The sequence below is a fragment of the Microbacterium sp. BH-3-3-3 genome, from assembly GCF_007679045.1.
GTDB lineage: Bacteria > Actinomycetota > Actinomycetes > Actinomycetales > Microbacteriaceae > Microbacterium > Microbacterium algihabitans.
Genome location: NZ_VEFS01000005.1, coordinates 44,601 through 58,523, shown reverse-complemented (window position 1 = coordinate 58,523; position 13,923 = coordinate 44,601). Strand labels below are relative to the sequence as shown.

General features: G+C 71.3%; 12 protein-coding genes. 3 read left to right on the top strand and 9 right to left on the bottom strand.

The features are described from left to right. Positions 1–299: 299 nt before the first annotated feature. From FS769_RS13910 to FS769_RS13890, 5 genes are all read right to left on the bottom strand, one after another. Positions 300–1,478 carry a thiolase family protein gene (locus tag FS769_RS13910; protein ID WP_144834433.1) on the bottom strand — a complete coding sequence of 393 codons (1,179 nt, stop codon included), beginning with the start codon at positions 1,476–1,478 and terminating at the stop codon, positions 300–302. Then, positions 1,478–2,662 (bottom strand): bifunctional 2-methylcitrate synthase/citrate synthase, encoded by a 1,185-nt coding sequence (locus tag FS769_RS13905; protein ID WP_144834431.1) that lies wholly within the window; start codon positions 2,660–2,662, stop codon positions 1,478–1,480. The genes FS769_RS13910 and FS769_RS13905 overlap by 1 nt, the downstream gene beginning before the upstream one ends. A gap of 142 nt (positions 2,663–2,804) precedes the next feature. Beyond that, complete coding sequence (gene prpB, locus FS769_RS13900; RefSeq protein WP_144834429.1) at positions 2,805–3,704, bottom strand: methylisocitrate lyase; 900 nt, start codon at positions 3,702–3,704, stop codon at positions 2,805–2,807. Between the two features lie 76 nt (positions 3,705–3,780). Continuing rightward, on the bottom strand, positions 3,781–5,307 hold the full coding sequence (locus FS769_RS13895) for an MmgE/PrpD family protein (protein WP_144834428.1): 1,527 nt from the start codon (positions 5,305–5,307) through the stop codon (positions 3,781–3,783). Next, positions 5,304–5,933 carry a GntR family transcriptional regulator gene (locus FS769_RS13890; RefSeq protein ID WP_144834426.1) on the bottom strand — a complete coding sequence of 210 codons (630 nt, stop codon included), beginning with the start codon at positions 5,931–5,933 and terminating at the stop codon, positions 5,304–5,306. The genes FS769_RS13895 and FS769_RS13890 overlap by 4 nt, the downstream gene beginning before the upstream one ends. A 121-nt stretch (positions 5,934–6,054) precedes the next feature. Between FS769_RS13890 and FS769_RS13885 the strand changes: the two genes are divergently transcribed. Both FS769_RS13885 and FS769_RS13880 read left to right on the top strand, forming a co-directional pair. After that, entirely contained in the window at positions 6,055–6,966 is a 912-nt protein-coding gene (locus FS769_RS13885; protein ID WP_144834424.1) for an ABC transporter ATP-binding protein, read from the top strand. Beyond that, on the top strand, positions 6,963–8,585 hold the full coding sequence (locus tag FS769_RS13880; protein ID WP_144834422.1) for a polyketide antibiotic transporter: 1,623 nt from the start codon (positions 6,963–6,965) through the stop codon (positions 8,583–8,585). Before FS769_RS13885 ends, FS769_RS13880 begins: the two co-directional genes overlap by 4 nt. Before the next feature lie 17 nt (positions 8,586–8,602). Here FS769_RS13880 and FS769_RS13875 read toward each other — a convergent pair whose 3' ends face one another. Then, positions 8,603–9,187: a TetR/AcrR family transcriptional regulator gene (locus FS769_RS13875; RefSeq protein WP_144834420.1), complete on the bottom strand. Its 585-nt coding sequence runs from the start codon at positions 9,185–9,187 to the stop codon at positions 8,603–8,605. Positions 9,188–9,383: 196 nt separating this feature from the next. On the opposite strand from FS769_RS13875, the gene FS769_RS13870 reads away from it, so the two are divergent. Beyond that, on the top strand, positions 9,384–10,358 hold the full coding sequence (locus FS769_RS13870; RefSeq protein ID WP_144834418.1) for a zinc-binding dehydrogenase: 975 nt from the start codon (positions 9,384–9,386) through the stop codon (positions 10,356–10,358). Between the two features lie 238 nt (positions 10,359–10,596). Here the strand turns inward: FS769_RS13870 and FS769_RS13865 are convergent, their stop codons facing one another. From FS769_RS13865 to FS769_RS13855, 3 genes are all read right to left on the bottom strand, one after another. Further along, on the bottom strand, positions 10,597–11,082 hold the full coding sequence (locus FS769_RS13865; protein WP_144834416.1) for an NUDIX domain-containing protein: 486 nt from the start codon (positions 11,080–11,082) through the stop codon (positions 10,597–10,599). Beyond that, a complete protein-coding gene (locus FS769_RS13860) occupies positions 11,082–12,734 on the bottom strand; it encodes a DUF4407 domain-containing protein (protein ID WP_144834414.1) in 1,653 nt (550 codons plus the stop codon). The genes FS769_RS13865 and FS769_RS13860 overlap by 1 nt, the downstream gene beginning before the upstream one ends. 127 nt (positions 12,735–12,861) lie before the next feature. Continuing rightward, positions 12,862–13,875, bottom strand: coding sequence for an aldo/keto reductase family protein (locus FS769_RS13855; RefSeq protein WP_144834412.1), 1,014 nt, complete (start codon positions 13,873–13,875; stop codon positions 12,862–12,864). Between the last annotated feature and the right edge of the window lie 48 nt (positions 13,876–13,923).

Here is a 13,923-nt window from a genome sequence, read left to right as displayed (position 1 = left end):
GCGCGGACCGCGGTTCCACGCTCGAGGGTTGGGGGTTCCGCCTGCGCCCTTCCCGACCCGACCGTCCTGCGGACCCCACACCCGACACGCCGCCCCACGGCCCCTCCCGGCCGGCGTGTCACCGCCGGCATCCGCACGACGGCACGATCCGGCGAGGTGGGCCGATCCCCTCCCGACCCGACCGTCCTGCGGACCCCGAGCCCGACACGCCGCCCCATGGCCCCTCCCGACCGGCGTGTCACCGCCGGCATCCGCACGACGGCACGATCCGGCGAGGCGGCGCGCGGGCGCGACCCCGGTCAGTACCGCCGCAACAGCGCGGCGAGGGCCTGGCCGCCGCCGATGCACATCGTCACGACCGCGTACTCGAGGTCGCGGCGCTGCAGGTCGAGGGCCGCGCGCACGGTGAGGATCGCGCCCGTCGCCCCGACGGGGTGGCCGAGGGCGATCGCGCCGCCGTAGGGATTCACCTTCTCGGGGTCGAGACCGCCGTCTCGGATGACCGCCACAGCCTGGGCCGCGAAGGCCTCGTTCAGCTCGATCACGTCGACGTCGGCGGGGCTGAGCCCCGTCTGCTCCCACAGTCGCTGCAAGGCCAGGACGGGGGCGTAGCCCATGATCTCGGGGTCGACGCCCGCGGTGGTCACGGCCTCAAGGGTCGCGAGCCCGGTCAGCCCGCGCTCGCGCACGTCGTCCTCGCGCATCAGCACCGTCGCTGCGGCACCGTCGTTGATGCCCGAGGAGTTTCCGGCGGTGACCGACCCGTCCTTCTCGAACGCGGGCCGAAGCCCCGCCAGGGCCTCCATGGTCGTCCCCGGCCGCGGGTGCTCGTCGACCGAGACCTCGACGGGCTTCCGGCCACCGGTGGTCACGGGCACGATCTCTTCCGCGAAGGCCGCGCGCGCGGCATCCGTCGCAGCTCTCCGCTGACTCTCGACGGCGAAGGCGTCCTGCTCCTCGCGCGAGACGGAGTATCGGGATGCCACGACCTCGGCCGTCGTTCCCATGTGCCGGCCACTGAAGGGGTCGGTGAGGATCGCGAGCGTGCCGTCGAGCAGCGTCCGGTCGCCGAGGCGGGAGTTGCCGCGGGCCCCGTACTCGAGGAACGGCGTTCGCGACATGCTCTCGTCGCCACCGGCCACGGCCACGTCGATGCCGCCCCAACGCAGCTCTTGAGCCGCCGACCAGATGGCCTGCAGGCCCGAGCCGCAGAGCCGGTTCACCGTGAAAGCGGGCACGCGCGTGGGCAGTCCCGCGGCGAGCGCGACGCGACGCGCGTTGTAGGCGTCGGGGCCGTTCTGGGCGATGCAGCCCATGACGACCTCGTCGACGTCGTCTTTCGCGACTCCGGCGCGACGCAGGGCCTCCGACACCGCGACCGCACCGAGCTCGTACGCGTCGACGCCCGACAGGGCACCGCCGAACGACCCGATGGGCGTGCGCGCTCCCGAGACGAGGACGATCCTGGGCGCCGACATCAGCCCGCGGCTTCCTCGGGGCGTTCCTGGGCCTCGAGGTCGTCGGCATCCGGAACGTAGCCCTCGATGTGCCGCTCGTCGGCGCCGACGTACTCCGACAGCGGGCGGATCAGCGCGTTCGAGGCCTGCTGCTCACGGATGTGCGCGGTCCAGCCCGTCACGCGCGCCGCGACGAACAGCGGGGTGAAGGTGAGCGTGTCGAAGCCCATCAGGTCGTAGGCGGGGCCCGAGGGGTAGTCGAGGTTCGGGTAGATGCCCTTGCGCTCGACGAACTGCGACTCGAGCGCGTCGTAGAGGGCGGCGACGTCGGGGCGGTCGTAGTGCGCGACCAGGGTGTCGAGCGCGGCCTTCATCGTGGGTACGCGCGAGTCGCCGCGTTTGTAGACGCGATGTCCGAAGCCCATGATCTTGCGCTTCTCGGCGAGGGCGGTGTCGAGCCACGGCCCGACGTTCTCGGCCGAGCCGATCTCGGTGAACACGTGCAGCACCGCCTCGTTCGCACCGCCGTGCAGCGGGCCCTTGAGGGCGCCGATCGCGCCGACGACGGCGGAGTACAGGTCACTGAGGGTCGACGCGATCACGCGGGCAGTGAAGGTCGAGGCGTTGAAGGAGTGCTCGGCGTACAGGATCATCGACCGGTTGAACGCGTCGACGACGACCTCGTCCGCCTCCTCGCCGAACGTCATCCACAGGAAGTTGGCCGCGTAGTCCAGGTCGTCGCGCGGCTCGATGAGCTTTTCGCCGCGGCGGCGGCGCTGGCCGTACGCGACCACGGCGGGCAGTTGCGCCCACAGACGGATGCTGCGCTCGAGGTTCTCTGCGGGGGTGCCCACGGCATCCATCACGTTCGAGATGCCGGCCGTCTCGCGCGCGCCGATGACGCTGACGGCGGTGCGCGCCTCGTCCATCGGGTGGGCGCTGGTCGGCAGCAGGTCGATCGCGGCGCGGACGTCGTGGCCCAATGCCCGGTGCTCACGCTCGGTGCGGCGCAGGTCGGCGAGCTGCGCGGCATCCGGAAGCTCTCCGTTCCACAGCAGGTACGCCACCGCCTCGAACGACTGCGTGGCCGCGAGCTCCTGCACGGGGTAACCCCGGTAGAGCAGGCTGTTCGTCTCGGGGTTCACCTTGCTGACGGCGGTCTCGTCGACCGTGACCCCGGCGAGGCCCTTCTTGATGTCGGTCATCGTCTCTCCCTTGAGTCGTGTGCGGTGTTCGTACGGGGGCTCATGTCCCGATTTCGGCTGTCTGAGCCTTGTCCAGACGACCATTTTCGGGACATGGTTTGCGCATTTCGGGACATGGTCACCTCACTGCCCGCGCGGGGCCTCAGCGCTCGACGGTGAAGTCGAACACGTCGGCGTCGAAGCGGGTGTAGCCCTCGTAGTCGATGAGGTCGTAGAGGTCGGCGCGGTGCTGCATCTGCCCGAGCTCGTCGCGGAGGTGTCCCTCGGATGCCAGCGCGTCGAGGCCCCGACCCGCTTCGCCCATCGCGAGGCGCAGCAGCGAGACCGGCCAGATGACGAGGTTCACGCCGGCATCGCGCAGCTGCTGCGTCGAGAACAGCTCGCTCTTGCCGAACTCGGTCATGTTCGCGAGGATCGGCACCTCGAGCGCCGAGCGCATCGCTTCGAACTCGCCGAGGTCGCGCATCGCCTCGGGGAAGATCGCGTCGGCGCCCGCGTCGACCAGGGCCTTCGCGCGGTCGATCGCGGCGTCCAACCCCTCGACGGCGCGCACGTCGGTGCGGGCCATGATGAGGAAGTCGGGGTCGCGTCGGGCGTCGACCGCCGCGCGGATGCGCTTGATCGCCGTGTCGGCATCGACCACGCTCTTGCCGTCGAGGTGACCGCAGCGCTTCGGGTTGACCTGGTCTTCGATGTGGGTGCCCGCAAGCCCCGCGTCCTCGAGCGTCTGGATCGTGCGCGCGACGTTCATCGGCTCGCCGAACCCGGTGTCGGCGTCGATGATCGCCGGCAGCTCCGTCATGCGGGCGATCTGCTGTCCGCGACCGGCGACCTCGGTGAGCGTCGTGAGTCCGATGTCGGGCAGGCCCAGGTCGGCCGAGATGACAGCGCCCGAGATGTAGACGCCCTCGAAGCCCTTGCGCTCGATGAGTCGAGCCGACAGCGGATTGAAGGCTCCCGGCATCCGCACGAGTTCTCCGGATGCCAACTTCTCGCGCAACGCGCGACGCTTCTGCTGCGCGGTGGTCTGGGCGTAGAGCATCAGCGACCTCGCTTCATCTTGTGGATCTCGCGCACCGGCGGCTCGGGCTTCTCGGGGGCGCACCCGCCGCCGCGCATTAGAACAGCCCCTTCGGCGCGGGCGCCAGAGCCAGCACGCCGGGCTTGGCGACGATCGAGAGCTGCATGACCTCGGCCGGGGTCAGCTCGGGCAGGCGCTGCACGAGCTCGAGGAAGCGCTCGATCTCTTCCGGCTGCAGCACGGGCTCGGCGAGCAGACGGAACTTGCGCACGTAGTCCTCGCGGGCGAACGGCCGCGCACCGAGCGGGTGCGCATCGGCGACGGCGATCTCGTCTTCGACGGTCGACCCGTCGGTCAGCGTGATGACGACACGGCCGCCGAACGCCTTCTCCTGAGGGTCTTCGGAGTGGTAGCGGCGCGTCCACTCGGCGTCTTCGGCGGTGGTGACCTTGTGCCACAGCTCGACGGTGTCGGCGCGGCCCGCGCGCTCGGGGGTGTACGAGTCGACGTGGTGCCACGCGCCGTCCTGCAGGGCCACGGCGAAGATGTACGGGATCGAATGGTCGAGCGTCTCGCGCGACGCGGTCGGATCGTACTTCTGCGGGTCGTTCGCCCCCGAACCGATCACGTAGTGCGTGTGGTGGCTGGTGTGCAGCACGACGGATGCCACGTGGGCGGGGTCGCGTAGCTCCGGGCGCTCGGTGCCGAGGCGGCGGGCGAGGTCGATCCAGGCCTGCGCCTGATACTCGGCGGAGTGCTCCTTCGTGTACGAGTCGAGGATGCCGCGCTTGCTCTCGCCCTCGCCGGGCAGGGGCACGTCGTACGAGGCGTCGGGGCCGTCGAGCATCCAGGCGATCACGCCGTCTTCGCCTTCGTAGATCGGCGAGGGGCTCGTCTCGCCGCGCATCGCCCGGTCGACGGCCTCGATCGCCATCTTCCCGGCGAAGGCGGGGGCGTGCGCCTTCCACGTCGAGATCTCGCCCTTGCGCGACTGGCGCGTGGCGGTGGTGACGTGGAGGGCCTGACCGATGGCCTGGTAGATCGTCTCCTGGTCGAGATCGAGCAGGGTGCCGATGCCGGCCGCGGCGGCGGGGCCGAGGTGGGCGACGTGGTCGATCTTGTGCTTATGCAGCGAGATGGCGCGTACGAGATCGATCTGGATCTCGTACGCGGTGGCGAGCGCCCGCACGAGGGCGGCGCCGTCGCGACCGGTGTGCTGGGCGACGGCCAGCACGGGCGGGATGTTGTCGCCGGGGTGCGAGTAGTCCGCTGCGAGGAAGGTGTCGTGGTAGTCGAGCTCGCGCACGGCCACGCCGTTGGCCCAGGCCGCCCACTCGGGGCTCGAGTGCCGTTCGAGGGCGCAGCCGAACACCGTCGAGCCCGCTCCGCCGATCGACACGGCGTGGTCGAGCGCCTGCTGGCGCGCGGCACTCACGGGCTGACGCGTGAGCGAGGCCGCGGCGACCGCGGCGTTGTCGATGAGGCGGTTGACGATCATCTCGGTCACGTCGTCGTCGACGGCGACGGGGTCGACGGCGACGCGGGCCAGGGCCCAGGCGAGCTGACCCTCTCGGGCGAGGTTCTCGTCGCTGCGGTGCACGCGCACGTGGTGGGTGATCGTCATGAGTGCTCCTCCGTGAGGGCTTCGAGGATGGTCGACACGGCGTTGTGCAGGTGCACGTGCGTGGCGTGGGCGGCCAGGTCGGGCTCGCCGGCGGCGATCGCTCGCGCGATCAGTTCATGCTCGCTCGCCGAGGCGGTGAGACGTTGGGGGTTGTCGCGGGCCATGCGGCGCACGCGGACGAGATGGGTGCGCACGCTGCGCAGGGCGCCCGCGAGGTAGGCGTTGTCGACGGCGGTGTCGATGGCCGCGTCGAAGCGCGCGATGAGGGAGTAATAGGTGTCGGCGTCGACGGTGTCGACGTCCGCGAACTCGCGCGCGAGGGCGGCGAAGATGCGACGTTCGGCGCGCACCGCGGCCAGGCGGGCCGCCTCGGTCTCGAGGGCGCGGCGCAACTCGAAGAGTGCGCGGATGTCGTCGACGTCGATGCCGGCGACCACCGTCACGCGCGGCGACGTCTGTACGACGAGACCGTCGGATGCCAGGCGGCGCAGGGCCTCGCGCAGCGGCGTGCGGCTGACGCCCAGACGGGTCGCCTGCTCCACCTCGCCGAGCACCATTCCGGGGCTGAGGGTGCCCGATTGGATCTCGTCGAGGAGGGTCGCGTACGCGCGCTCGCCTGCTCTCATCATGACCTCCGTCGTGTATACATTACGCACCGTTCCGTCGGGCCGCCACCCTCCGGAGGGGGTCCTGCGTATACAGAGACACCCCTTGAAGGGTGACTTCACCCGGCGTATCGTCCGCGACATGAGTACCGCGATCCGCACCGCGGGCCTGCGAAAGCGCTACGGCCGCACGGTGGCTCTGGACGACCTCGACCTCGAGGTCGCCCCCGGCGAGATCCACGGCTTCCTCGGCCCCAACGGAGCGGGCAAGTCGACGACGATCCGCATCCTGCTCGGCCTCGCGCGGGCCGACGACGGCACCGCCGAGGTGCTCAGGGCCGACCCCTGGCACGACGCCGCGTCGCTGCACGCGCGTCTCGCTTACGTGCCCGGCGACGTGACGCTGTGGCCCAACCTCTCGGGCGGAGAGACCATCGACCTGCTCGCACGGCTGCGCGGCTACGGCCGGTCGTCCGCCTACCGTCGCGAGCGCGACCGCCTGCTGCACGCCTTCGCCCTCGATCCCCGCACGAAGGGCCGCGCGTACTCGAAGGGCAACCGCCAGAAGGTCGCCCTCGTCGCCGCCTTCGCGTGCCCGGCCGATCTGCTGCTGCTCGACGAGCCCACGAGCGGCCTCGACCCTCTCATGGAGGTCGTCTTCCAGCAGGAACTCCGCCGCGTGCACGAGCACGGCACCACCGTGCTGCTGTCGAGCCACATCCTCTCCGAGGTCGAACAGCTGTGCGATCGCGTGAGCCTCGTGCGGGCGGGACGCGTCGCCGAGACCGGCACCCTCGATGACCTGCGTCAGCTCACGCGCACGCAGGTGTCGTTCGCCGACACCGGGGCGGCCCTGCCGCCGCTGCCCGGAGCGCACGACGTCGAGCGCTCGAACGGACGCGTGCGCTTCACGGTCGACAGCGACGACGTGGCATCCGTGCTCCCCACCCTCGGCGCGGCGCGCGTCACGGGCCTGCGGGTCGAGCCGCCGTCGCTCGAGGAGCTGTTCCTCCGCCGCTACGGCGAGCGGGTCGACGCAGGCGTGGGCGAATGAACGTCATCGGGCCGCTGCTGCGCGCCCGTCTGCGCCGCGACGCCGTGCAGTTGACGCTGTGGATCGCCTGCACGCTGGCCCTCGCCGCCGCGGCCGTGGTGGGGGTGCGGGGGCAGTTCCCCACGGTCGAGGACCGCCAGGGCCTGCTCGCCGCCGCGATCGCCAATCCCGTCATCCTGCTCTTCCGGGGGCTCCCCTCGGGGAGCGACGAGGCGGCGTTCACGACGTTCCTCATCGCGCCGTTCCTCATGCTGCTGGCCGCGCTCATGAGCACGTTCCTCGCCGTCCGGCACACCCGCGGCGACGAGGAGACGGGCCGAGCCGAGCTGATCGCGGCGACCCCGGCCGGGCGCTCCGCGGCCTTGATCGCGACGGTGGGGCACGGCATCCTGGCCGACGTCGTTCTCGGGGCGCTCGTCGCACTCGCCTTCCTCGGGTTCGGATACCCCGCGCGCGGCAGCCTCGTGCTGGGCCTGTCGGTCACGGCGACCGGACTCGTCTTCTTCGCCGTGGCGCTGGTCGCGGCGCAGGTGGTCCGCACCTCGCGCGTCGCGAACGCCATCGGGGTGTGGGCGGTGCTGATCGGGCTGCTGGTCTGCGGTCTCGGCAACGCCCTCGGCACCCCGAGCGCCGATCTGCAGCGGATGCGGAGCGCTCCCCTGGCGTGGATCTCGCCCTACGGCTGGGCCGAGAACGTGCGGGCGTTCGACGCCGACGACGCCCGGCCGTTGCTGCTGTCGCTCGCGCTCACGGTGGTCTGCGCTCTCGTCGCGTTCGCGCTGCACCGCTCGCGCGATCTGGGGGCTTCTCTCCTGCCCGCGCCGCGCGGCGCCGCCGCGGCCGGACGCCTGCTCTCCGGCCCCCTCGGTCTGGCGTGGCGCGAGGGTCGCGGCGCCGTCGTCGGCTGGGTTGCGGGCGGTCTGATCGTCGGGCTGATGGCCACGCGCCTGTCGTCGGTCATCGCGCAGATCGGCGACACGATCCCCTCGGTCCAGGCCGTACTGCAGGCCCTCGCCGCGCAGGGCTCGCTCGCCCAGGGCGCGGTGGAGGTGTTCTTCACCCTCGCCGGGATCCTCGCCGCCTGTGCGGGCGTGCAGATGATCGCGCGCCTGCGTCAGGACGAGGCGGCCGGCCTCGCCGAACCCCTCCTGGCCGCCGCCGTGAGTCGCTCGCGCTGGCTCGGCGCGGGGCTCGCCCTCAGCGCCGCGGCGATCATCGGCGTGCTCGGTGCGGCCGTCGTGGGCGCGGCCGTGGGCCTGGCCACGACCGACGGTGGCGACACCTCGCTGCTGCGCGACGCCGTCGTGAGCGCCGGCGGCCAAGCTCTCGCGGCAGCGGCGATCGCCGTGATCGCGGCCCTCGCGTTCGTCTTCGTGCCGCGTCTCGCGGTGGTCATCGGATGGGCGGTCGTCGGCGTCGCCGCGATCGTCGGGCTCTTCGGCCCGCTCCTCGGGTTGCCGGATGCCGTGGTGCGGGCCTCACCGCTGGCATCCGTCCCCGTCGTCAACGGCGACACGGTCGATCCGCGCGGCGCCGTCGTCTGGGCGATCGTCGTGATCGTGGCGGGCGGAGCGGCCGTGCTCGGCATCCGTCGCCGCGAGGTCGTCGCCGACCGGTGACGCGCGCCGGCACGCGATCAGACGCGACCCCACGACTCCAGGGTGGTGGGGACGGATGCCAGGGTCGCCAGGGCTCCGTCACGATCGGCGCGGGCGAGGGTGAGGCCCGCGACGACGAGGGAGGCGCAGACCGCGGCCAGGGCGTCCACGGCATCCGGAGTCAGATCGGGGCGACGGTCGGCCACGGCGGCGCGGATGGCTCCGCGCATCTCGGCGGCGTAGGACGAGATCGTGGTGCGCACCTCGGCGTCGTCGGTGGCGAGCGACGACGACCCGGCATTCAGCAACAGGCAGCCGAGACGGGCGCGGGGGGTGTCGTGCTCGATGCCCTCGCGCATCTCGGCGATGTACGCCTCGAGCGCGCCGGGGTCTCCCCCGCCCAGGGGCCGCAGGCGCGTGCGCACGACATCGTCGAGGTACGCCGCGAGCACCGCGTCGAAGAGTCCGCGCTTGCTGCCGAAGGCGTTGTAGATGCTCGACCGGGTGAGCCCGGTCGCCTGCTCGAGCTCGGCGATACCGGTCTCGGCGTAGCCGCGGCGCCAGAACACGTCACGCGCGGCGTCGACGACGGCGGAGCGCTCGAAGCTCGGCATCCGTCCCATGTTCTCTCCCTCATCAAGGCGGCTGAGCCTCCCACGGGTGGCTGAGCCTCCCACGGGTGGCTAAGCCTCCCACGGGTGGCTGAGCCTGTCGAAGCCACCGGACCCTTCGACGGGCTCAGGGTCCTCACGGTTTCTCTTTGGCTCTTCCGGGTCTATATTAGACCAGTCGTTACAAAATAACCACAGGAGGCATTCCATGCGCGCAGTCATCCACCACGAGTTCGGCGAGCCCGCCGACGTCCTCGGCGTCGAAGAGGTCGAGACCCCGACCCCCGGCCCCGGCGAGGTGCGCCTGCGCGTGCTGCTGTCGCCCATCCACAACCACGACCTGTGGACCATCCGCGGCACCTACGGCTTCAAGCCCGAGCTGCCCGCCCGCGCCGGCACCGAGGCCGTCGGCGTCATCGAAGAGCTCGGTGAAGGCGTCGAGAACCTGACCGTCGGCCAGCGCGTCGCCACCGGCGGCACCTTCGGCGTCTGGGCCGAGCAGGTCGTCACCAAGGCCGCGGGCCTCATCCCCGTCGCCGAGGGCCTGTCCGACGAGGTCGCCTCGCAGCTCGTTTCGATGCCGTTCAGCGCCATCAGCCTGCTGCACTCGCTCGACCTGAAGGCCGGCGACTGGATCGTGCAGAACACCGCCAACGGCGCGGTCGGCCGCATGGTCGCGCAGATCGCGAAGGCGCGCGGCGTCAACGTCATCGGCCTCGTGCGCCGCGAGAGCGCCGTCGCCGAGCTCGCCGAGCAGGGCATCGACAACGTCGTGTCGACCGATGCCGACGACTGGCGCGACAAGGCCCTCGCCCTCGCCGACGGTGCGCGCATCGTCGCGGGCGTCGACTCGGTCGGCGGACCCGCCGCCGGTCAGGTGCTGTCGCTCCTGAGCGAGAACGGCACGCTCGTGATCTTCGGGTCGATGGGCGCCGGCAAGCTCGAGCTGGGCGCCGGAGACATCATCTTCCGCCAGGCCAACGTGAAGGGCTTCTGGGGCAGCGTCGTCAGCAAGACGATGGATGCCGAGACCCGCGGCGCCCTCTTCGGCGAGCTGTCGCGCTACCTCGCCGACGGCACCCTGACGCTCCCGGTCGCGGCCACCTTCGGTCTCGAGGACGCCCGCGAGGCCGCCCGCGCGAGCGACTCGCCCCGCGTCGGCAAGGTGCTGCTGCGCCCGTAAGGCTGGTCGCGCCGCGCGCCTCGCGGCGCCGGGGCCCCGCCGCCACCCCTGAGTGTCTAGAACACCCGGACCGTTTTTCGAAACGTCCGGGTGTTCTGGACACTCGCGCGTTGAGCGGGTGCCGCGGCGGTCCCCCGCTGGCGCGAACCCCCGGTTCAGTGTCCGAAACACGCCGCCCCACGCGACGGAATGCGGCGTGTCGTGGACACTCGACGGGACCGCGGGCATCCGCGACGCGTCACGACCCGGGCAGCTCCGCCAGCGCGGCTTCGAGCGCGTCGATCGCGGGGCGTTGGCCCTTCACGAGTGCTTCGCGCGCGGCATCCGGAGCCATCCACTCCGCACGGTCGACCTCGGGGAACGAGGCCGTGCGTCCCGACCGAGGCGGCCAGGCCATCTCGAACTCCCCGAAGGTGAAATCGTCTCCGGATGCCGTGAACCCGGCGCCGTCGCCCACGAAGACGACCACCTTCTTGCCGCTCGAGTACGCGAAGGTGCCGAGCTCGGCCCACTCGACCTCGGGCGGCTCGACGCCGAGCTCCTCGCGGAACTCGCGGCGCGCGGCGTCCAGAGCACCCTCGGATTCGGGGTCGAACTCGCCCTTCGGGATCGACCAGGCGCCGGCGTCCTTCTTGGCCCAGAACGGGCCGCCCATGTGCGCGATGAACACCTGCGGCTCCGGCGTCAGCCGGTACAGCAGCAGTCCCGCACTCCACACGACCATCAGGTGACGGTGGCCGGCACCCGGTTCGCCTCGTCGGCGATGATGTCGGCGCGCTTGCGGAACGTGCGGGCCGAGACGCGGTCGAGGGCGATCTGTCCGCGCATCTTCTCGGCCTTCTCGTACAGCGACGGTCCGCCGAATCCGGTGAGCACCTTCACGAGCACCGGCAGCAGCTCGATCATGAAGAACAGCGCCGCGATCAGGTAGTGCGCCCAGCGGAGCACCGGCTCACGGTCCGAGAGGCGTTCGAGGGCGGTGATCTGGCTCAGCAGGCCGACGGCGCCGGCGTTTCCGTCGGCGATCGACGACGCGCGCTGGTTGTACGCGGCGAGCGCCGATTCGTACTGCGCGCGGGCCGCGGGCAGCTGGTCTTCGGCCTGCTGCTTGTTGGCGTCGGCCGACGAAGCCGCGGCCTCGGCACCGGCGGAGTTCGCCGAGGCGAGGGTCGACTGCGCCTGCTGCAGCTGCGTCGACAGCGCGTCGTACGCCGACTGCGCCTGCTGCAGCTGGGCCTGGGCGGCGTCGGAACTTGCGCCGTTGCCGGCGACGCCCGTGCAGCCGGGGACGGTGCCGGCGCCCTGGCCGGTCAGCTCGCACTGGTACACCGCGCGGGCCTGGTCGATCACCGTCTGCTGCGCCGCGAGCTGCTGGGTGAGCTGGTCGACGGTCTGCTGCGCGGCGGCGGATTCGGCCGAGGTCGACGAGGTTCCGGTGACGATGCCGGTCGCGGCCTGATTCTCGAGCGCCGACACCTGTGCGCTGGCGGCGTCGAGGGCCTGCTTCTCGGGGCCGCTGGTCACGGCGTCCTGGTCGCCCAGGGCCTGGGTGATGTTGGTGGCGTTGACCTCGCGCGCGATGTCGTTCTGGAACACCTGCAACACGAGCGGCTCGGCCACCACGATGCCGATGAGCGCGGCCATGATCACGCGGGGCATGGCAAGGCCCAGCAGCCGGAAGATGTTCTTGGTCGAGCGCATCGTCGAGGTGAGGAAGCGGTCGAGGTTGAAGATGATGAGGCCCCAGATGAGGGCCAGGGGTATCGCGAGAAGGATGCTGACGCGCACCCCGGTCAGCAGCGCGAACATCATCGACAGGGCCGACACCAGCGCGGTTCCGGCGAGCACGAGGAACATCTGCACGAAACGCGGCACCTCTTCGGGCACCTCGTCGAGCACGTCGTTGTCGGCACCGCCGAGCACTGCCATGCGACGGATGAGCGACAGGCGCGGCCGCCGCGGGTCGTGCCGACGCAGGCGCGGCTGGCGCGGCTCCGAAGAGACGGGGGCGGATGCCACGGGCTCGAGCTCTCGCTCGGGCTCCTCGTCGGAGATGACCGCGGTCTCGTCGTCGGCGCGGGCGCGCTCGGCGCGGTCGATCACCACGGTGTCGTGGTCGGCGGCGGGGGCGTCGTCGCGGGGGGTCTCGGCCGGCTCGGCGTCGCGTGCGTCGTAAACGAACGGGTCGACGGGCTCGTCGTCGGCGGGCGGCGCACCCCATGGCTCGGACGTGTGGTCCTGGGCCTCGGCGGGGCGGTGGGCCGCGTTCTGCGCGGCGAGGATGTCGTCGAGATACTGCTCGCGTTCCTCGTCCGTCGTGAACTCGATGCGGCCATCGGAGCCGAAGCGGCCCGGCCGGTGAGCGGAAAAGGACATTCGCACAGGGTACGACGCCCACCCTGCTCTCTCCTGAGCGCGGCCTCAGGCGCAGCCGAGCGCCCCTCTTCGCGCCACGAGAGACGGTGAGGCGGAGCCGAAGCCCCGCCCCACCGTCTTGCGCGGGTCAGGCCACGCGCTGCTTCGGCGACACCTCGTAGGTGTTCGCGGGGTCGGAGAACACCGCATCGCCGAGGGCCGAGTCGATCGCGGCGAGGGTGTCGGCATCCAGGGTCACGCCCGAGGCCTTCACGGTGTCGGCGAGCTGCTCGGGTCGCGACGCTCCGACGAGGGCTGCGGAGATGTTGGGATTCTGCAGCACCCACGCGATCGCGAGCTGGGGCATCGAGAGCCCCGCCTCGTCGGCGATGGGCTTGAGTCGCTGCACGGCCTCGAGGGTGTCGTCGGCGAGGAACCGCTTGATGAACGTGGCCCCGCTCTTCTCGTCGGTCGCGCGCGAGCCCTCGGGCACGGGCTGACCGGGCAGGTACTTGCCGCTCAGCACGCCCTGGGCCATCGGCGACCAGACGATCTGCGAGATGCCGAGCTCTTCGCTCGTGGGCACGACCTTGCCCTCGATCACGCGCCACAGCATCGAGTACTGCGGCTGGTTCGAGATGAGCTGGATGCCGAGCTGCTTCGCGAGCGCGTGTCCGTCGCGCAGCTGTTCGGCCGTCCACTCCGAGACGCCGATGTAGAGCGCCTTGCCCTGGCGCACGATGTCGGCGAACGCCTGGAAGGTCTCTTCGAGCGTCGTCTCGTAGTCGAAGCGGTGCGCCTGGTAGAGGTCGACGTAGTCGGTGCCGAGGCGCTTGAGCGACCCGTTGATCGAGTCCATGATGTGCTTGCGGCTGAGGCCGGTGTCGTTCGGTCCCTTCGGACCGGTCGGGAAGTAGACCTTCGTGAAGATCTCGAGCGACTCGCGCCGCTGCCCCTCGAGAGCCTTGCCGAGGACGGTCTCCGCGGCCGTGTTGGCGTAGGTGTCGGCGGTGTCGAACGTCGTGATGCCCGCGTCGAGGGCGGCGTGCACCGTGGCGATCGCCGCGTCGTCACCGACCTGCGAGCCGTGGGTCACCCAGTTGCCGAGGGTGATCTCCGAGATCTTGAATCCACTGTTGCCGAGATAGCGATAAGCGACCATTCCTCCACGCTAGACCCGGCCACCGACACCGGGGCCGCGGCATCCGGA

Coding starts and splice junctions, on each gene's coding strand:
- FS769_RS13910 (WP_144834433.1), bottom strand. CDS start 1,478: ATGTCGGCGCCCAGGATCGTCCTCGTCTCGGGAGCGCGCACGCCCATC.
- FS769_RS13905 (WP_144834431.1), bottom strand. CDS start 2,662: ATGACCGACATCAAGAAGGGCCTCGCCGGGGTCACGGTCGACGAGACC.
- prpB (WP_144834429.1), bottom strand. CDS start 3,704: ATGCTCTACGCCCAGACCACCGCGCAGCAGAAGCGTCGCGCGTTGCGC.
- FS769_RS13895 (WP_144834428.1), bottom strand. CDS start 5,307: ATGACGATCACCCACCACGTGCGCGTGCACCGCAGCGACGAGAACCTC.
- FS769_RS13890 (WP_144834426.1), bottom strand. CDS start 5,933: ATGAGAGCAGGCGAGCGCGCGTACGCGACCCTCCTCGACGAGATCCAA.
- FS769_RS13885 (WP_144834424.1), top strand. CDS start 6,055: ATGAGTACCGCGATCCGCACCGCGGGCCTGCGAAAGCGCTACGGCCGC.
- FS769_RS13880 (WP_144834422.1), top strand. CDS start 6,963: ATGAACGTCATCGGGCCGCTGCTGCGCGCCCGTCTGCGCCGCGACGCC.
- FS769_RS13875 (WP_144834420.1), bottom strand. CDS start 9,187: ATGGGACGGATGCCGAGCTTCGAGCGCTCCGCCGTCGTCGACGCCGCG.
- FS769_RS13870 (WP_144834418.1), top strand. CDS start 9,384: ATGCGCGCAGTCATCCACCACGAGTTCGGCGAGCCCGCCGACGTCCTC.
- FS769_RS13865 (WP_144834416.1), bottom strand. CDS start 11,082: ATGGTCGTGTGGAGTGCGGGACTGCTGCTGTACCGGCTGACGCCGGAG.
- FS769_RS13860 (WP_144834414.1), bottom strand. CDS start 12,734: ATGTCCTTTTCCGCTCACCGGCCGGGCCGCTTCGGCTCCGATGGCCGC.
- FS769_RS13855 (WP_144834412.1), bottom strand. CDS start 13,875: ATGGTCGCTTATCGCTATCTCGGCAACAGTGGATTCAAGATCTCGGAG.